Annotated in this window: 18 protein-coding genes; 11 read left to right on the top strand and 7 right to left on the bottom strand. The window is 61.5% G+C overall.

What is annotated here, in order from left to right; genetic code table 11:
* Positions 1-15 precede the first annotated feature (15 nt).
* On the bottom strand, positions 16-1,152 hold the full coding sequence (gene ribD, locus ACZRJ6_RS05545) for a bifunctional diaminohydroxyphosphoribosylaminopyrimidine deaminase/5-amino-6-(5-phosphoribosylamino)uracil reductase RibD (protein WP_463967379.1): 1,137 nt from the start codon (positions 1,150-1,152) through the stop codon (positions 16-18).
* Positions 1,149-1,619 (bottom strand): transcriptional regulator NrdR, encoded by a 471-nt coding sequence (gene nrdR, locus ACZRJ6_RS05550; protein WP_178114500.1) that lies wholly within the window; start codon positions 1,617-1,619, stop codon positions 1,149-1,151. Before nrdR ends, ribD begins: the two co-directional genes overlap by 4 nt.
* 139 nt (positions 1,620-1,758) lie before the next feature.
* Between nrdR and ACZRJ6_RS05555 the strand changes: the two genes are divergently transcribed.
* From ACZRJ6_RS05555 to trxA, 3 genes are read left to right on the top strand one after another with little or no spacing between them, the layout of a single operon-like run.
* Entirely contained in the window at positions 1,759-2,214 is a 456-nt protein-coding gene (locus ACZRJ6_RS05555) for a hypothetical protein (protein ID WP_463967380.1), read from the top strand.
* Positions 2,211-2,891: a class I SAM-dependent methyltransferase gene (locus ACZRJ6_RS05560; RefSeq protein WP_463967381.1), complete on the top strand. Its 681-nt coding sequence runs from the start codon at positions 2,211-2,213 to the stop codon at positions 2,889-2,891. The genes ACZRJ6_RS05555 and ACZRJ6_RS05560 overlap by 4 nt, the downstream gene beginning before the upstream one ends.
* 34 nt (positions 2,892-2,925) lie before the next feature.
* The gene (gene trxA / locus ACZRJ6_RS05565) at positions 2,926-3,798 is read left to right on the top strand and encodes a thioredoxin (RefSeq protein ID WP_463967382.1); all 873 of its coding nucleotides are present in this window, start codon (positions 2,926-2,928) and stop codon (positions 3,796-3,798) included.
* A 4-nt stretch (positions 3,799-3,802) separates the two neighbouring features.
* On the opposite strand, the gene ACZRJ6_RS05570 is transcribed toward trxA, so the two are convergent.
* A complete protein-coding gene (locus tag ACZRJ6_RS05570; RefSeq protein ID WP_463967383.1) occupies positions 3,803-4,150 on the bottom strand; it encodes a hypothetical protein in 348 nt (115 codons plus the stop codon).
* A gap of 133 nt (positions 4,151-4,283) precedes the next feature.
* On the opposite strand from ACZRJ6_RS05570, the gene ACZRJ6_RS05575 reads away from it, so the two are divergent.
* From ACZRJ6_RS05575 to ACZRJ6_RS05595, 5 genes are all read left to right on the top strand, one after another.
* On the top strand, positions 4,284-4,898 hold the full coding sequence (locus ACZRJ6_RS05575; protein ID WP_463967384.1) for a DUF2796 domain-containing protein: 615 nt from the start codon (positions 4,284-4,286) through the stop codon (positions 4,896-4,898).
* A gap of 6 nt (positions 4,899-4,904) precedes the next feature.
* Complete coding sequence (locus tag ACZRJ6_RS05580; protein WP_463967385.1) at positions 4,905-5,615, top strand: ABC transporter ATP-binding protein; 711 nt, start codon at positions 4,905-4,907, stop codon at positions 5,613-5,615.
* A 1-nt stretch (position 5,616) separates the two neighbouring features.
* On the top strand, positions 5,617-6,882 hold the full coding sequence (locus ACZRJ6_RS05585) for an ABC transporter permease (RefSeq protein ID WP_463967386.1): 1,266 nt from the start codon (positions 5,617-5,619) through the stop codon (positions 6,880-6,882).
* 11 nt (positions 6,883-6,893) lie between these two features.
* Positions 6,894-7,412, top strand: coding sequence for a DUF3299 domain-containing protein (locus ACZRJ6_RS05590; protein WP_463967387.1), 519 nt, complete (start codon positions 6,894-6,896; stop codon positions 7,410-7,412).
* A gap of 114 nt (positions 7,413-7,526) precedes the next feature.
* The gene (locus ACZRJ6_RS05595) at positions 7,527-8,225 is read left to right on the top strand and encodes an OmpW/AlkL family protein (RefSeq protein ID WP_463967388.1); all 699 of its coding nucleotides are present in this window, start codon (positions 7,527-7,529) and stop codon (positions 8,223-8,225) included.
* A 54-nt stretch (positions 8,226-8,279) separates the two neighbouring features.
* Here the strand turns inward: ACZRJ6_RS05595 and ACZRJ6_RS05600 are convergent, their stop codons facing one another.
* Positions 8,280-9,164: a sugar nucleotide-binding protein gene (locus ACZRJ6_RS05600; protein WP_463967389.1), complete on the bottom strand. Its 885-nt coding sequence runs from the start codon at positions 9,162-9,164 to the stop codon at positions 8,280-8,282.
* 162 nt (positions 9,165-9,326) lie between these two features.
* Complete coding sequence (locus tag ACZRJ6_RS05605) at positions 9,327-11,429, bottom strand: mechanosensitive ion channel family protein (RefSeq protein WP_463967390.1); 2,103 nt, start codon at positions 11,427-11,429, stop codon at positions 9,327-9,329.
* Positions 11,430-11,800: 371 nt separating this feature from the next.
* Here ACZRJ6_RS05605 and ACZRJ6_RS05610 point away from each other — a divergent pair, with 371 nt between their 5' ends.
* From ACZRJ6_RS05610 to ACZRJ6_RS05620, 3 genes are read left to right on the top strand one after another with little or no spacing between them, the layout of a single operon-like run.
* On the top strand, positions 11,801-12,580 hold the full coding sequence (locus ACZRJ6_RS05610; RefSeq protein ID WP_463967391.1) for an endonuclease/exonuclease/phosphatase family protein: 780 nt from the start codon (positions 11,801-11,803) through the stop codon (positions 12,578-12,580).
* On the top strand, positions 12,577-13,884 hold the full coding sequence (gene clsB / locus ACZRJ6_RS05615; protein WP_463967392.1) for a cardiolipin synthase ClsB: 1,308 nt from the start codon (positions 12,577-12,579) through the stop codon (positions 13,882-13,884). Before ACZRJ6_RS05610 ends, clsB begins: the two co-directional genes overlap by 4 nt.
* Complete coding sequence (locus ACZRJ6_RS05620; protein WP_463967393.1) at positions 13,862-14,830, top strand: lysylphosphatidylglycerol synthase domain-containing protein; 969 nt, start codon at positions 13,862-13,864, stop codon at positions 14,828-14,830. Before clsB ends, ACZRJ6_RS05620 begins: the two co-directional genes overlap by 23 nt.
* Before the next feature lie 2 nt (positions 14,831-14,832).
* Here the strand turns inward: ACZRJ6_RS05620 and ACZRJ6_RS05625 are convergent, their stop codons facing one another.
* Positions 14,833-15,588 (bottom strand): alpha/beta hydrolase family protein, encoded by a 756-nt coding sequence (locus ACZRJ6_RS05625; protein WP_463967394.1) that lies wholly within the window; start codon positions 15,586-15,588, stop codon positions 14,833-14,835.
* Complete coding sequence (locus ACZRJ6_RS05630) at positions 15,578-16,687, bottom strand: DUF3182 family protein (RefSeq protein WP_463967395.1); 1,110 nt, start codon at positions 16,685-16,687, stop codon at positions 15,578-15,580. Before ACZRJ6_RS05630 ends, ACZRJ6_RS05625 begins: the two co-directional genes overlap by 11 nt.
* Between the last annotated feature and the right edge of the window lie 69 nt (positions 16,688-16,756).

Here is a 16,756-nt window from a genome sequence, read left to right on the forward strand (position 1 = left end):
GGCGCAGGCCGGGAATTATACGCTTGCTGGTGGGACGGGAATGGCAGTGACTCGCCAGTCGTCGCCTACAGCACGCATTTCAATGATCTTGAGTTGGGGTGCGTCGGCCAGCTTCGCCAGAGGCCAGTCCAGCAACGGCCGGGCGGCTGAACCGAGGAACTTGCCGGCGACGAAAATCACGTACTCGTCCACCAAGCCCTGCTGGGCGAAGGCACCGGCCAGGCTCGGGCCGGCTTCCACCAACACCTCGTTGACGCCACGGGCCGCCAGCGCCACCAGCGCCGAACGCAGGTCGACCTGACCTTCGACACCCGGCACTACCAGGCACTCGGGGCCGGTGGGGTACTGGTTTTCCGGCGTCACGCAAGTGATGACCAGCGCCGGGCCAGCCTTGAAGAACGGCGCATCCAGCGGCACCCGCAGGCGACCGTCGATCAACACCCGCAGCGGCGGCCGAGACATGGCCAGGGCGGTGGTTTCTTTATCCAGGCCCAGCTCGGCAGCGCGCACGGTCAGGCGCGCGCCGTCGGCCAGCACCGTGTCGGCGCCGGTCAGCACCACGCTGGCCTGGGCACGTAACCGCTGCACATTCGCTCGTGCCGCCGGCCCGGTGATCCACTGGCTTTCGCCGCTGGCCATCGCCGTGCGCCCATCCAGGCTCATCGCCAGCTTGACTCGCACGAATGGCAAACCGTGTTCCATGCGTTTGAGGAACCCCTGGTTGAGGGCCCGCGCATCCGCCTCAAGCACACCGCTGTGAACCGCGATCCCGGCCTGGGCCAGGCGCTGCAGGCCACGGCCGGCAACTTCGGGGTTGGGGTCCTGCATGGCGGCGACCACCCGGCCTACGCCGGCGTTGATCAACGCATCGGCGCAGGGCGGCGTATGGCCGTGATGGCTGCAAGGCTCCAGCGTCACATAGACGGTGGCGCCCCGCGCCTGAGTGCCGGCTGCACGCAGGGCGTGGACTTCGGCGTGGGGTTCGCCGGTGCGTACGTGCCAGCCTTCGCCGACCACCTGCCCGTCACGGACAATCACGCACCCGACCCGAGGGTTGGGATGGGTGGTGTACAGGCCTTTGCGTGCCAGTTCCACGGCGCGAGCCATGTAATGGGCGTCGAGGATGGTTTGCTCTACTGACGGTGGGTTCATTCTTTGATCGGCTCACGGGCCAGGCGGTCGATCTCTTCGCGGAACTCATTGAGGTCCTGGAAGCGTCGATACACCGAAGCGAAACGGATGTAGGCAACTTCGTCGAGCTTTTGCAGCTCGCCCATCACCAGTTCTCCAACCACCAGGGACTTGACCTCGCGCTCGCCGGTCGCCCGCAGCTTGTGCTTGATATGCGCCAGCGCAGCTTCCAGCCGCTCGACACTCACCGGGCGTTTTTCCAGGGCGCGCTGCATACCCGCGCGCAGTTTTTCTTCGTCGAAGGGCTGGCGACTGCCGTCGGTCTTGATCAGACGTGGCAATACCAGTTCGGCGGTTTCGAAGGTGGTGAAACGTTCACCGCAGCCAGAGGCCAGGCATTCACGCCGGCGACGCACCTGTTCGCCCTCGGCGACCAGACGCGAGTCAATGACCTTGGTGTCGTTGGCACCGCAGAAGGGACAGTGCATGGTGGCAGGCAACAAAAAATGGGAGGGCCATGGTAGCGCATCCCCGTGGCAAGACAAGCCATAGCCTTTACGGTATATAGGCTGACTATTATGTTTCTTATCTTTAAGTCACGGATTTTCGCCCTTTTTGGAGCCGTACATGTCGCTACGACCACTCGTTTTGCTCACTTTGTTCAGTTTCCTGGTGGCCTGCAGCAGCGAAGCGCCAAAACCGGCCGCCCCGCAACCGACGCCACAACAACAGAAAAAAATCCCCGGCGTGGAAGAACTCGGCCCGCTGCCGGCCTATCAGCGTGAAGTGAGCGGCACCCTCAACGGCGTGCCGGCCGGCGCTGAAGTCGAGTTGGCGCTGCTGGTGATCGATGACCGCAGCCGCCCACAGCAATTGTTGGCCAGTAGCATATTGATCGGTAACAACAAGTCGTTGGCGTTCCGCTTGCGCTTCAACCCCCAGGCATTCCCAGCCGGGGCCCGCGTTGAATTGCGCGGTCGCGCCAGCCAGTCCGGCCAATTGATCCTGCACTTGCCTGCGGTGCGCATCGAACAAGCGATCACCCAGGCCACTGGCCCCCTGCAACTCGTCAAGGCGCCATGACACCACCGCTGGACCTGCAGCGGGCCTTGAGTGAGCTGATTGGCGATGCGCAACTGGTGCCCTCCCCGCTGCCAGGCACCGAGCTGTCACTGTGGCTGCTGGACGCCGACAACATGGAGCGCGCCTTCAGCCCGGAAGAAACCCAGCGCATCCTCCATGAACCGCCGTACTGGAGTTTTTGCTGGGCCAGCGGTTTGGCGCTGGCACGGTATCTGGCAGCCAATCCTGGATGGGTCGCAGGCAAACGGGTGCTGGACTTTGGCGCTGGTTCAGGGGTGGCCGCAATTGCTGCCGCCAAAGCTGGGGCGCTGGAAGTGCTGGCCTGCGATCTCGATCCACTGGCCCTGGCGGCGTGCCGGGCAAATGCCGAACTCAATGGCGTTACGCTGGGTTATTCAGCAGACTTTTTCGCCGAGGCGGATCGTTTTGATCTGATCCTGGTGGCGGATGTATTGTATGACCGGGCGAACTTGCCGCTGCTGGATCAATTCCTCACCCGTGGCCGGGAGGCATTGGTGGCGGATTCACGGGTTCGCGACTTCCAGCACCCGGATTATCAGCGCTTGGAAATCCTGGATGCACTGACCTTGCCCGACCTGGCCGAGCCTTGGGAGTTTCGCAAGGTGAGCCTGTACCATTCGCGGCGCGCTTCCAGCCAATCCCGCCAGCCCTTATAGTTGCCCCCATCCCACGCTTTGTTCGAGATACCCCATGAGTGAGCCCACCCCGTACATCTTCGACGCCACCACTGCCACTTTCGACCAGGCGGTGATCGAGAATTCGTTCCACAAACCCGTGCTGGTGGACTTCTGGGCCGAGTGGTGCGCGCCGTGCAAGGCGTTGATGCCGATGCTGGCGCAGGTTGCCGAGAGTTATCAGGGCGAGTTGCTGCTGGCCAAGGTTGATTGCGATGCCGAGCCAGACGTGGTCTCGCGCTTTGGCATTCGCAGCCTGCCAACGGTGGTGCTGTTCAAGGACGGCCAGCCGGTGGATGGTTTCTCCGGAGCGCAGCCGGAGTCAGCGGTGCGAGCGATGCTTGAGCCGCATGTGCAAATGCCGCCCCCCGCCGAGGCTGATCCGCTGGTGCAGGCCGAGGCGCTGTTTGCCGAAGGTCGCATCAGCGATGCCGAAGCGGTGCTGGTCACTTTACTGGGCGAAGACAACACCAACGCCGCCGCGCTGATTCTCTACGCGCGCTGCCTCGCCGAACGCGGTGAGCTGGGCGAAGCGCAGACCGTGCTCGACGCAGTAAAAAGCGACGATCACAAGGCCGCACTGGCCGGCGCCAAGGCGCAAATCACCTTCCTGCGCCAGGCCGCTGACCTGCCTGACGCCGCCGAACTGAAAGCCCGCCTGGCGCAAAACCCTCAGGATGACGAAGCGGTCTATCAACTGGCCGTACAGCAACTGGCTCGCCAGCAATACGATGCCGCGCTGGATGGCTTGCTCAAGCTGTTTATCCGTAATCGCAGCTACAGCGAAGGCCTGCCCCACAAAACCCTGCTGCAGGTGTTTGAGTTGCTGGGCAGTGATCACCCGCTGGTCACGGTCTATCGGCGCAAGTTGTACACCGCGTTGTATTGATCGGTTATTCGATCCAACTGTACAGCGGCGTATCGCCGCCGCTACTCACCTTGACCTTGGCGCAATGGCGCAGGCGCACCAGCAGGCGCTTGCCCGCCGAGGCGCTGCCGGCCAATCCTTCAAGCTGATCCGCCAACTCAAGGCCACTCATCTGCCCGGCCTTGCGCAGCAGGTCCTGGGCGTTCTGCCACAGCGTGTTGTCCTGATTGACGGGTGCCGCCGGAGCAACAGGTTCCGCGCTCGACGGTTTGACCGTCTGCAATTGCGCGCCCAGTTGCGCCCAATCGCCGTCATCCATCTCCAGTGTCAGGTCAACCGGCAGGTCGCCGATGGTTCCACGAATTCGCAACATCGCTCTCACTCCCGCACTTTTCCGACCAGCATGCTCCCATGCGTCTTGCGCAACACCAAGCGGGCGGTCAAACTCTCGCCATAATTGTTATAAGATCACATAACAGAACATTCATCTTGCCCCGGAGTTCGCCATGCGCCGCCTGTTGCTCGCTTTGCCGTTTACCCTGTTGCCACTGACCATCGCCCAGGCCGCTGACGAGCACGCCCATACCCAAGAGCATGACCATGAACACGGCAGCCTTGGCGCCCACGAGCATGGCGTCGGCCGCCTCAACGCGGTGCTCGACGGTCAATCCCTGGAGCTGGAGCTGGAAAGCCCGGCGATGAATCTGGTGGGCTTCGAACACCTGGCCACCACCGATGCCGACAAGGCCAAGGTCGCCGCCGCCCGCAAACAGTTGGAACAGCCTCTAGTACTGTTCAGTCTGCCAAAGGGCGCCGGTTGTGTGGTCAGCACCCAGGAACTGAACAGCCCGCTGTTCGGCGACAAGCCCGAAGCCGATCATGATGACGACCACGCCACCGACGGCAAAGGCGCTGCCGCCCACGAGCATCATCATGACCACAGCGAAATCCACGCCCACTACCAGTTCACCTGCGCCACGCCGACCGCACTGAAGAGCCTCGACCTGACGCAGATCTTCAAGACCTTCCCCTCCACCCAGAAAATTCAGGTACAACTCATTGGCCCGGGCGGCCAGCAAGGTGTTGAAGCGACAGCCGCAGCAGCCACCTTGAAATTCTGAGTTCACATGACCCAAGCACTTATCGAACTGACTGACCTGGGCTTTAACTGGCCCGGTCACCCACCGTTGCTGGACATCCCGGCGTTTCGCCTGGAACCCGGCGAAACCCTGTTCCTCAAGGGCCCCAGCGGCAGCGGCAAGACCACGTTGCTGGGCCTGTTGGGCGGCGTGCAAAAGCCCAGTCGCGGCAGCATTCGCCTGCTGGGCCAGGAACTGACCGAGCTGTCGGCCGGTGCCCGTGACCGCTTTCGCGTCAATCACACCGGCTACATTTTCCAGCAGTTCAACCTGCTGCCGTTTCTTTCGGTGCGCGAGAACGTTGAACTGCCTTGCCACTTCTCCAAACTGCGCGCCCAACGGGCAGTGCAGCGCCACGGCAGTGTCGACCAGGCCGCCGCTACCCTGCTCGCCCACCTGGGTTTGAAGGACAAGGACTTGCTGGAGCGCCGCGCCGACTCCCTGTCCATCGGCCAGCAACAACGGGTGGCCGCTGCCCGAGCGCTGATCGGCCAGCCGGAACTGGTGATCGCCGACGAACCCACATCAGCACTGGACTACGACGCCCGGGAAGCTTTCATCCGGCTGCTGTTCGCCGAATGCCGCGAAGCCGGCGCCAGCCTGTTGTTCGTCAGCCATGACCAGAGCCTGGCGCCGCTGTTCGACCGTAACCTATCGCTGGCCGAACTCAATCGCGCCGCCACGCCCGCAGAGGTTTGAGATGTATTTGTTTCGTCTAGCCATGGCCAGCCTGGCTAACCGCCGCTTTACCGCGATCCTCACCGCCTTTGCCATCGCCCTTTCCGTGTGCCTGTTATTGGCGGTGGAACGGGTGCGCATCGAAGCCCGCGCCAGCTTTGCCAGCACCATCAGCGGTACCGACCTGATCGTCGGCGCCCGTTCCGGCTCGGTCAACCTGCTGCTGTATTCGGTGTTTCGCATAGGCAATGCCACCAACAACATCCGCTGGGACAGCTTCGAGCACTTCGCCGCCAGCCCCCAGGTGAAATGGGCGATCCCGATTTCCCTCGGTGACTCTCATCGCGGCTACCGGGTGATGGGCACCAACGAAACCTATTTCGAACACTATCAATACGGCCGCAAACAGAACCTGGAACTGGCCAGCGGTCGCGCCTTCGCCACCGACCCTTTCGAAGTGGTGCTCGGCGCCGAGGTGGCCGATGCGCTGCATTACAAACTCGGCGACAAGTTGGTACTGGCCCACGGCGTAGCGGTGGTCAGCCTGGTCAAGCACGATGACAAGCCGTTTACCGTCGTCGGAATTCTCAAGCGTACCGGCACCCCGGTGGACCGCACGCTGCACATCAGCCTCGGCGGCATGGAGGCGATCCATGTCGATTGGCACAACGGCGTGCCCGCCCAAGGAAAAGGCCGGATCAGCGCCGATCAGGCGCGCAACATGGACCTCACGCCCCAGGCCATCACCGCGTTCATGCTGGGTCTGAACAACAAGATCTCCACATTTGCCCTGCAACGGCAGATCAACGAATTCCGTGGCGAACCGATGCTGGCGATTCTGCCGGGTGTGGCCTTGCAAGAACTCTGGAGCATGATGGGCACCGCCGAAAAGGCGCTGTTCGTGATTTCGCTGTTCGTGGTGCTGACCGGCTTGATCGGCATGCTCACGGCGATCCTCACCAGCCTCAACGAGCGCCGCCGGGAAATGGCGATCCTGCGTTCGGTGGGCGCGCGGCCCTGGCACATTGCGACGCTGCTGATTTTCGAAGCATTCGCCCTGGCATTGTCCGGAGTGGTCGCAGGCACGGCGCTGCTGTATGTGTGCATCGCCGCCTCACGCGGGTATCTGCAGGCCAACTACGGTTTGGATCTGCCGCTGTCCTGGCCAAGCGAATATGAGTGGACGCTATTGGGCGGTATCCTCGTCGCGGCGCTGCTAATGGGCAGCGTGCCAGCGTGGCGCGCCTATCGACAATCACTGGCCGATGGCCTGTCCGTACGTTTATGAGGAAGGCTTCGATGCACCGTTTCCTGCTTGCGCTGTTATTGCTGGTGGCCCTGCCCTCCTCGGCCGCCGAGCCCAAGGACCTGTCGTGGCAGGAAATGATTCCGCCGGACGCGCCGCCGGAAATCCCCAACATGAAACCGCTGCACGACCTGTCGAACATGGCCGATGCGCTATCGGCGCAGGCAGCACCGGCGGCCAAGCAGGACTTACCCGATGCGCCGGTAGTGCAGAAGCTCGACGGCCAGCACATCCGCCTGCCGGGCTATATCGTGCCGCTGGAAGTCAGCGAGGAAGGTCGGACCATTGAGTTTCTGCTGGTGCCATACTTCGGTGCTTGCATCCATGTGCCGCCACCGCCGTCAAACCAAATCGTCCACGTTAAAAGCGAGATCGGCGTGAAACTGGAAGAGTTGTACCAGCCGTACTGGATTGAGGGCCAGATGCAGGTCAAACCGTCCACCAGTGAACTGGCGGATGCGGGCTATCAGATGGATGCCGAAAAGATTTATGTGTATGAGTTGCCGCAATAGCTGTTTTGTAGGCGCGCGGTGATAACTATTTCATTGAGCTGAGTCAAAGGCTCGAACGTTACGATCGTTACCATTGGACACAGCCAACTAATAAAACGTCCTTTGGAGCCTCTCATGCACAAGTCCCTGCTCAGCGCGTCCCTCTTCGCACTTGCACTCGCCGCACCACTCGCCCACGCACACGAAGCGGGTGACATCCTCATTCGCGCCGGTGCCATCACTGTCAACCCAAAGGCCGACAGCGGCAGTGTAAAGGTTGATCAGGGCCCGAAGGCCGGTACCAACCTGGGCGGCAAGGCGACCATGAGCAGTGACACCCAGCTGGGTCTGAACTTCGCTTACATGATCACCAACCACATCGGTATCGAGCTGCTGGCAGCCACGCCGTTCGAACATGACGTGAAGATCAAGAACACCGGCCTGGGCGCCGCCAACGGCAAGCTTGGCAGCCTGAAACACCTGCCACCGACCCTGAGCGTTGTGTACTACCCGCTGGACAGCAAGTCGGCGTTCCAACCGTATGTCGGTGCTGGTATCAACTACACCTGGATCTACGACGAGCACGTCGGCGGGCGCGCCAGCGATGTCGGCTTCAGCAACTTCAAGGCCGAAAACTCCTGGGGCTGGGCCGCGCAGATCGGCGCCGACTACATGATCAACGACAAGTGGATGATCAACGGCCAGGTTCGCTACATCGACATCAGCACCAAAGCCACCGTCGACAACAACACCCTGGGTGCCGGCACTCGCGCCAAGGTCAATGTGGATGTTGACCCAATGGTTTACATGGTCGGCATTGGCTACAAGTTCTAAGCCCAAGCGGCCACACATAAAAAAGGCGCCTGTTTCAGGCGCCTTTTTTTATGCTCAGTTATGTCGGTAAAACCGATCCAGCAACGCCGGTAACCCGGCACGCCAGGCGCGGGGTTTGATACCGAAGGTGTGAAGGATTTTCTTGCAGGCCAATACCGCATGCTGCGGCTCATCAGCGGCATCCGGCCGTGCCGCGTGGGCCTGGGCGGTGGGGGCTTCGACGGCCAGCGTATGGAAGTTACGCGCTTCGGTAAGAATCGCCTGCCCCAGCGCCAGCGGCGTGGTCGCCTCGTGCCCGGCATAGTGGTAAGTGCCCCACAACGGCGCGGAGCAATCGAGTTGCTTGAGCACGGAAATAATCACCCGCGCCGCATCGTCCACCGGCGTCGGATTGCCGCGCCGGTCGTCGGCCATCAGCAACTCTTCAGGTTTTTCGGCCCGACCCAGGAAGCGCCCGAGGGTGCCGTCGATGCTGTCATCCAACAGCCAGCCAAAACGCAGCAGCACATGTTGCGGGCAGGTGGCGCGCACACTCTGTTCAATTCGCCACAACGCCTGGCCCCGCAGACCCAACGGCACCGGTTCGTCTTTTTCGCTGTAGGCGGTGGCGCGGGAGCCGTCAAACACCCGATAGCTGGAAGGCTGCAACAGGGTGATGTTGTGGTGCTGACACAATTCGGCCAGCCGCTCGATGGCAAATTCCTGCCCGGCCAAGCGAGCCTCGCTAACCGTTTCCGCCTGAAACCAGTCGAAATAGTAGGCAAGGTTGATCAAGGCATCGGGACGGGTGTCGTCGAGCAATTGGGTGAGGCTCGCGGCATCCCAGCCGTCTTGGGGCGGACGGGGGGCGAGGAAACCGACGTCTTCCTCCGCTCCGAGGCGAATCAGCGCCTGCCCGAGGGCATTCCCGCCGCCCAGTAACATAAGGCGCATTCGCATAGATTAAGCAGGCCCGGTCTGTTTGGAACGATGGCTATTATCGACAGGCTTGGTAGCCATGTCGCTGGCATTTGCCAGAATCGTTGCATTTTGCGGGTTTGTAGCGCAACCGTCACTTATAAAGTGCGCCGCCCTGCAATGGGCCCGGCATAACCTGCATAGTCATTGGGTTCGCGGCTGCTCCGTCAGCGCCGGCGGCGTCCCGTCATCTTCCGGCTCATCCACCTGCGCAACTCGCTGAGGCACCATCACCTGCTGTGGATAAGTTTGTGCGAAGTGCACCCACGCGCAGTTATCCACAAGCTTTTTCAGCCGCTGGTTAAACGCCCGGCTGACCGCGTATTGCCCACCCGACACCGTGCGGAACTGTGCCGTCAGCACCACGCCGTTGAGGTCCATCTTCTCGACGCCAAACACCTCCAGCGGCCCTTGCAGGTTGTATTTGAGGAATACGTCGTCGCGGATCGACTGCCCGGCCTCGCGGATCAGCTCCACGGCCTGGTCGACATCGGTGTCGTAGGTGAATTGCACCGAGAAGAACGCATAGGCAAATTGCCGCGACTGGTTGGTGACCGCCTTGATCTGGCCGAACGGCACCGAATGCACAAAACCCTTGCCGTCCCGCAGGCGCAGGGTGCGGATGGTCAGGCCTTCGACGGTGCCGGCGTGACCGGAGTCAAGCACCACCCAATCGCCGATGGACAGGGTGTCTTCGATGATGATGAACAGCCCGGTGATCACATCCTGCACCAGTTGCTGGGAGCCAAACCCGATGGCCAGACCAACCACCCCGGCACCGGCCAGCAGCGGCGCGACGTTTATGCCCAGGTTGGCCATGGTGGTAATCGCACAGATCACCACCAGGATGATCTTCACCGCATTGCGCAGCAGCGGCAGGATGGTTTTCACCCGCGTGCTGGGCTGGCGGCTGGAGCGCTTGTTAACCGGCGGCTTCAACGCTTCCTGGATCGCCGTGTCGAGCACCACCCAAAACAGCCAGGTCATCAGCAGGATCAAGCCGATGCTGCTCAACGAATCGCTGATGGCCCGGCCTACGGCATTGCGCTGAGCGAATTCGAACAGCGACACGCCCCAGATCCGCCCGAGGACTTCGATAAAGGCGATGGCCATGGCAATGCGCAATACCGCATGCAACAGGCTAAGGAAACGCTCCTTGTAGGCGCTGCTGCGCTGGATAGCCACGGTGCTGCGAGATTTGAACAGGTGTTGCAGCACGGTACTGAGGAACACCGTGCCAATCAGCAGAATCGTGGTGAACAAGGCGCAACGCAGGGCTTTCTGGCTGTCTTCGCCGGCACCGATCAGATTAATCGCCGAGACCAGCACCATCAGCAGGATCGGCCAGAACCACAACCCGGAAAAAATTCGCAACGATTGCTGCAAGGCCGGATGCTTCAGGCGCTGCGTCAGGGCACGGTTGCGGATCAAATGCGCCACCGGGCGGCGTAGGCGGATCACCAGCAGGCCGAAAATCACCGAGGCAAACAGCCCGGTAAATACCGCGACGCTGCTGGTGATGTTGCCACCCAGTTGGCGGGCGATCTGCGGGCTGGTCAGGGCATCGCTGAGGGCGGCGAGGAAGCCAATCAGGAACAGCGGCCTGGGGCAGTAGTCGCGAATAATCTGTACCGCCGGGCGCTTATGGCCGACGCTGAACATCACGATCACGCCCAACAGCACCGACGTGGAGAAAATACCGCTGCTGGTGGCGTAGGCAAAACACAGCGCCAGCGCGCGGCCTACGGAGGTCGGCAGGAAATGGCTGGCGTAAAGGGTCAGCGGCAGGCAGATCAACGCCGGGATCGTGTAGGGAATCAGGTAACCGAGCAGAGCCTGGAGCCGCTGCCGAGGCTGGATAACGCGGTGATGGCTAAGGCGACTGACAATCAATCGGCCCAGCAGGGTCAATAGCACAAAGGCACCGACCCACACGCCGGACAACATCAGAAAATCCCCGGCCACGCTCCACGGTGATCGCTCGGAAGGCCGGTTGAGCAGACGCTCCACCTCATCTGCCGCGCGGTCAGTGCGCAGGCGCCATGCGTCGACGAGGTTTTGGTTGAGGTCGAGCGTCTCCTGCACCTCGTCAATGCTGGAGCTGATGGCGCCGAGCAGGCCGCCTTCGACCAGCAACTCCGGCTTGGCCGGTGCCTCGGGCTCAGGCGCTGGATCGGCGGCTTGCAGTGCGCCACTGCCGAAAAACAGCAGCGTACCGAGCAGAAGTGCAGCCTTAAAGTTCAACAAAACACCGGACTCCTTCACAAAGGGCTGTAAGGAACTGACGGGGTTGGGGCCTGATCGTTCCCACGCAAACGGTTCGACGTGGGAACGTTCTGTGCTTGCAAGGCAAATATCAAATGCCAATACCTCTATTTTTTCGCATAAGCCAAACCTCGACACTGCGCTCCTGATTGAAACTCTCCGGAGTTGCAACCATGCCCATTGCCTTGCTCGCGCTGACCCTCAGCGCTTTCGCCATCGGGACGACCGAGTTCGTCATCGTTGGCACACATTGGATGTGTGCCGTCTGTAGGACCGTCGAAACTTTCTCTGGAAAATCACAGTCACCCTAGAACGGAGGTCATCAAAAACATCACTCACGCACGGGAGAAACCATGGCCGCGATTCCAGAATGGGTGCCCGTCACGCCCGCCGCCGCCATCACTCGCTTCACAGTGCTGACGGTCAACACCCACAAGGGTTTCACCGCCCTCAATCGGCGTTTCATCCTGCCAGAGTTGCGCGAGGCAGTGCGCAGCGTTGCCGCCGACGTGGTGTTCCTCCAGGAAATCCACGGCACCCACGAGCGCCATCCCAAGCGCTACAGCAACTGGCCAACCATGCCTCAGTACGAATTTCTCGCCGACAGCATCTGGCCGCAATTCGCCTACGGTCGCAACGCGGTGTACCCCGATGGCGATCACGGCAATGCCTTGCTGTCGAAATTCCAGATCATCCGCTACGACAACCTCGACATCTCCCAGAGCGGCCACGAAAGCCGTGGGTTGTTGCATTGCGTGTTGCGCCTGCCCGGCAACGCCCAGGACGTACACGCGATCTGCGTCCACCTCGGCTTGCGCGAGGTACATCGCCAACAGCAGTTGAAGCTGTTGGCGCAGCGCATCGCCGAGATTCCCGCCGACGCACCGCTGATCGTCGCTGGAGATTTCAATGACTGGCGCCAGCAAGCCGATCTCAGCCAAAGCGGGCTGCGGGAAGTGTTCGTCGAAGCTCACGGCAAACCGGCCCGCACTTTCCCGGCGCGCCTGCCGTTGCTGCGGCTGGACCGCATCTATGTGCGCAATGTGAAGGCACACCAACCTCAGGTGCTGAGCACCCGGCCCTGGTCCCATCTGTCAGATCACGCCCCGCTGTCGGTGGAGATCGAGTTATGAGCAGCGCCCCGGTGGAAAAAGTCGCGGTGCAACACATGGCTACCGACCAACCGCTGGACGATTCGGCGGCCTGGGATCTGGACTATGGCTGGCAACGTGGTAACCAGGTTGAGCTGCTGGAAAACGGCGAGGCCTATTTCCCCAAGGTCTTCGACGCGTTGCGCCAGGCCCAGCGAGAGATTCTGCTGGAGACCTTTATCCTCTTCGAAGACAAGGTCGGCCATGAGCTACAAGGAATCCTGATCAAGGCGGCGCAGCGCGGGGTCAAGGTGGTGGTCAGCCTTGATGGTTTTGGTTGCGGCGAGCTGAGTGCGGCGTTTCTCAGTGAGCTGGCCGAGGCTGGCGTGACTGTGCAGATATTCGACCCCGCATCCAAGACTCTGGGTTTTCGCACTAATTGGTTTCGTCGCCTGCACCGCAAGATCGTGGTGGTGGACGCTACCGTGGCGTTTATCGGCGGGATCAATTTTTCGGCCGATCACCTGGGGGATTTCGGCCCCGAGGCCAAGCAGGATTACGCAGTGCAAGTGATAGGCCCGGCGGTGGCCGACCTGCATCACTTCGCCCTGGCGCAAAGCGGTCGCCAAGTGCGCACCCGACGAGGCTGGCGCCGGCGCGAACAACAGCCTTCGTCGTGGGAGTCGGGAGTCGCAGACGGCATGGTGCGGCTGATCTACCGCGACAATCTGCAACACCGTTCAGACATTGAAGAGGCCTACCTGCACGCTCTGCGCAAGGCCCAGCGGCGGGTGGTGATCGCCAACGCCTACTTCTTTCCCGGCTACCGCCTGCTGCGGGAAATCCGCAACGCCGCCCGGCGCGGGGTGCAGGTGCAACTGATCATGCAGGGCCAGCCGGATGTGCTGATGGCCAAGCTGGCAGCCCGCATGCTCTATGACTACTTGCTCAAGGATGGCGTGGTGATCCACGAGTATTGCGACCGCCCGCTGCACGGCAAGGTGGCGCTGGTGGACGAGCAATGGAGCACCGTGGGTTCAAGCAATCTTGATCCGCTGAGCCTGTCGCTGAATCTGGAAGCCAACGTGCTGATTCATGATCGAGTGTTCAATCAACAGCTGTTCGAGCGCCTGCAAGTGCTGAGCAAAAATCACTGCACGACCATGCCGGAAAACCGTACGCCGCGCGGCTGGCTATGGCGGGTGACGGTGGGTTTCATGGTGTTTCACGTGCTGCGCCATTTCCCGGTGTGGATCGGCTCGCTGCCAGCTCACAAGCCACGCTTGAAACCTTTCGTCCATGAACACACCGGGAGCCAGGACCATGACTCAAGCCCACGCGGCTGATACCGGCCGACACGGTTTCAAGCGTTGGAAGAAGCCACTGACGGTGGTGTTTTTCCTGCTGCTGATCGTGCTGTTTACCCTGCTCGCCCGGCGCATAGACTGGAGCGAAGTGTTCGACACATTAGGCGATTTCAAGCTGCGCACCTTGTTGATTGCGGCCGGGCTGACCCTGTGCAGTTTCCTGGTGTATGCCTGCTTCGACCTAATCGGCCGCACCTACATCCGCCAGCCGTTGCGCTGGAAACAGATCCTGCCGGTGGGAATCATCAGCTACGCGTTCAACCTCAATCTCAGCGCCTGGGTCGGCGGTATCGCCATGCGTTATCGGTTGTATTCGCGGCTTGGGGTGAGCAACGGCAATATCGCGAAAATTCTCGGTTTGAGCTTGGCGACCAATTGGTTCGGCTACATGGCGCTGGCCGGCGTGGTGTTCAGCAGCGGGCTGGTGACGTTGCCGCCGGGGTGGAAACTCAGCAGCGGTGCGCTGCAAGGGGTGGGGGTGCTGCTGTTGCTGGTGAGTGCGGGTTACCTGGCGGCGTGCCGGTTTTCCCAGCGGCGGGCGTGGTCGGTGCGGGGGATTGAAATCAACCTGCCGTCGCTGCGCATGGCGCTGTTGCAACTGGTACTCGGCACGTTGAACTGGTCGCTGATGGCGGCGGTTATTTTTACCTTATTGCCCAAGCAACTGGAGTATCCGGTGGTACTCGGCGTGTTATTGATCAGCAGCATTGCCGGGGTAGTGACGCACATCCCGGCCGGGCTTGGGGTGCTCGAAGCGGTGTTTATCGCGTTGTTGCAGCATGAAGCGTCGCGAGGCAGTTTGCTGGCTGGGTTGATCGCCTACCGAGCGATCTATTTTATTTTGCCGCTGCTGGTGGCCCTGGTGATGTACCTCGGCGTGGAGGCAAAGGCCAAGGCGTTGCGGGTGAAGAAGACGCCCCCATAAAGTCATCGGGACTGAATGATGCTGAGCCGCTCACCCACCACCATCTCGGTAATCCAGTCCACCAGGATTGAGGTGTAGGCCTGCTGCGATACCGGATCGCTCAACGAATGGTCGGCACCGTCGATAATCCGGTGGGTCAGCGAGTGAGTCTGCTGGCAGGCCGCCCGGTAGCTCATGATGGTGGCGTGGGGCACATGGTCATCGGTTTCCGACTCGACAATCAGCACATCTCCGGTAAACGCCGCGCAGGCATGCAGAGCGCGATTGGTCTGGGCGTGCACCAGGGCGCTGCGGTAATCCAACAAGTCGGCCTTGTCCAGATCGCGCTTGGGCATCAGCCATTCCTCGTCGCGGTACAACGCCGGTACCCGCAGCGCCAGCCAGCGCACCGGGCGCAGCGAGGTGAGAATCGCGGCCAGGTAGCCGCCATAGCTGGTGCCCACCACCGCCACTGCCGAGGTGTCGATGGCCGGGTGCGCCAACAATCGGTCGTAGGCTGCCAGTAGGTCGCGCAGGTTGTCTTCACGGGTGACCCGCGATAATGGAATGCCGTTATCGGCGTGCCCGCGCAGATCAAAGGTCAGGCACACGCAACCGAGGCCGGCGATGCCTTTGGCCCGCTCCAGGTCACGCTCCTGGCTGCCGCCCCAACCGTGGACAAACAACACCCCCGGTACTTTCGATTTGGGACTGAGGAATGTCCCGCTCATCTGTTCATCGTCGATATCGATCGCAATGGTTTCGCTTCTAGCCGTCATAAGATTTGACCGTTACGTACTTCAGAAGAAAGGCGCTGTTTTCCGCCGGCCCGCGATAGACCTCGATGGCATCGGCGGGTAGCGCTTGATCAGTGTAGGTTTCCACGGATGACACACGAATCACCCGCAGGTCGGGGTGCTTGATAAAGCTTTGCAGCGCCGCGACTTCCGCGCTGCTGGCCCCGCCCATACGCCAGGATTGTTCCAGCACACCGCTGCGTTGTTTACCTTCGCTGTCCAGCCCCTGGGCAATGTCGTAATTACGCCGCGAGGCATAAAAACCGGGATAGGCCTCGTCTGCGGCGTTATCGAAGGTTTGCGCCTGCTCGATAGCCAGGCGAATGTCATCGGGCAGGTCGAGAGCGAGCAAGTCTTCGTAATAGCCCTGGACCACCAGCAGGTTGGAGCCGCCGTAGACCGCTTCGCCCTGCCCGTCCTCGGTCAAGTATTGATCGCCGCAGTAACTGAAGACGTGATCGCCGATAAAACTCTGGCCGACACTGTGGGTGATCACATCGCGCAAGTCCTGCTCCAGCACTACGCCTTCGGTAAACAGCTTCGCTGCATTGGGCCGGGCCAGAATCGCGTCGAATTGGTCGATGTTCTCGAGCACTTCCTGGCCGCGGCCGGCGCAGGCGTGCACCGGTTTGAGACGAACCGGGCCGCTGCGCAGCAAGTGGGCGGCGGCTGGTCGCGCGTCCTCTAGGGCAAATACGCTCAGGCCCTCCAATACCACAGTGCGAACGCGCTCCGAGAACAACTGCGACCAGCCTTCAGGGATAAACGCGTCCTTGCTAGGCAGGCCGTGGCTGATGGCCTTGGTGCAAATAAAGTCATGGTCGACGTAACCGCCCCACAAGTCTTCGGGGCCTTTGATGCCCAATTTCAGCGCCTGGGCAGGCCCCACCAAGGTTTGCGTCGGCACTAGGTACAGGTTGCGCCCGCTGTGACGCTCGGGGTCATAGCTGCCGCCGAACTCCCATCCCAGTATCTGCGCCAGCCAGCGGGCCAGGGCCTGATTGGTCTCGACCTCGTGCTGGGGCGCCGAGGGACGCGTCGAGTGGGCGACCACCAGTTTTGCCGGGCTGTTTCGGGTCATGGCTCTCCCCTTCGGTGAGTCCTGCAATGGACTCGAAGGTGCAGGGATCGCGCCAACCGGGCAAGCCGA

It is taken from the genome of Pseudomonas sp. C321 (assembly GCF_055407105.1).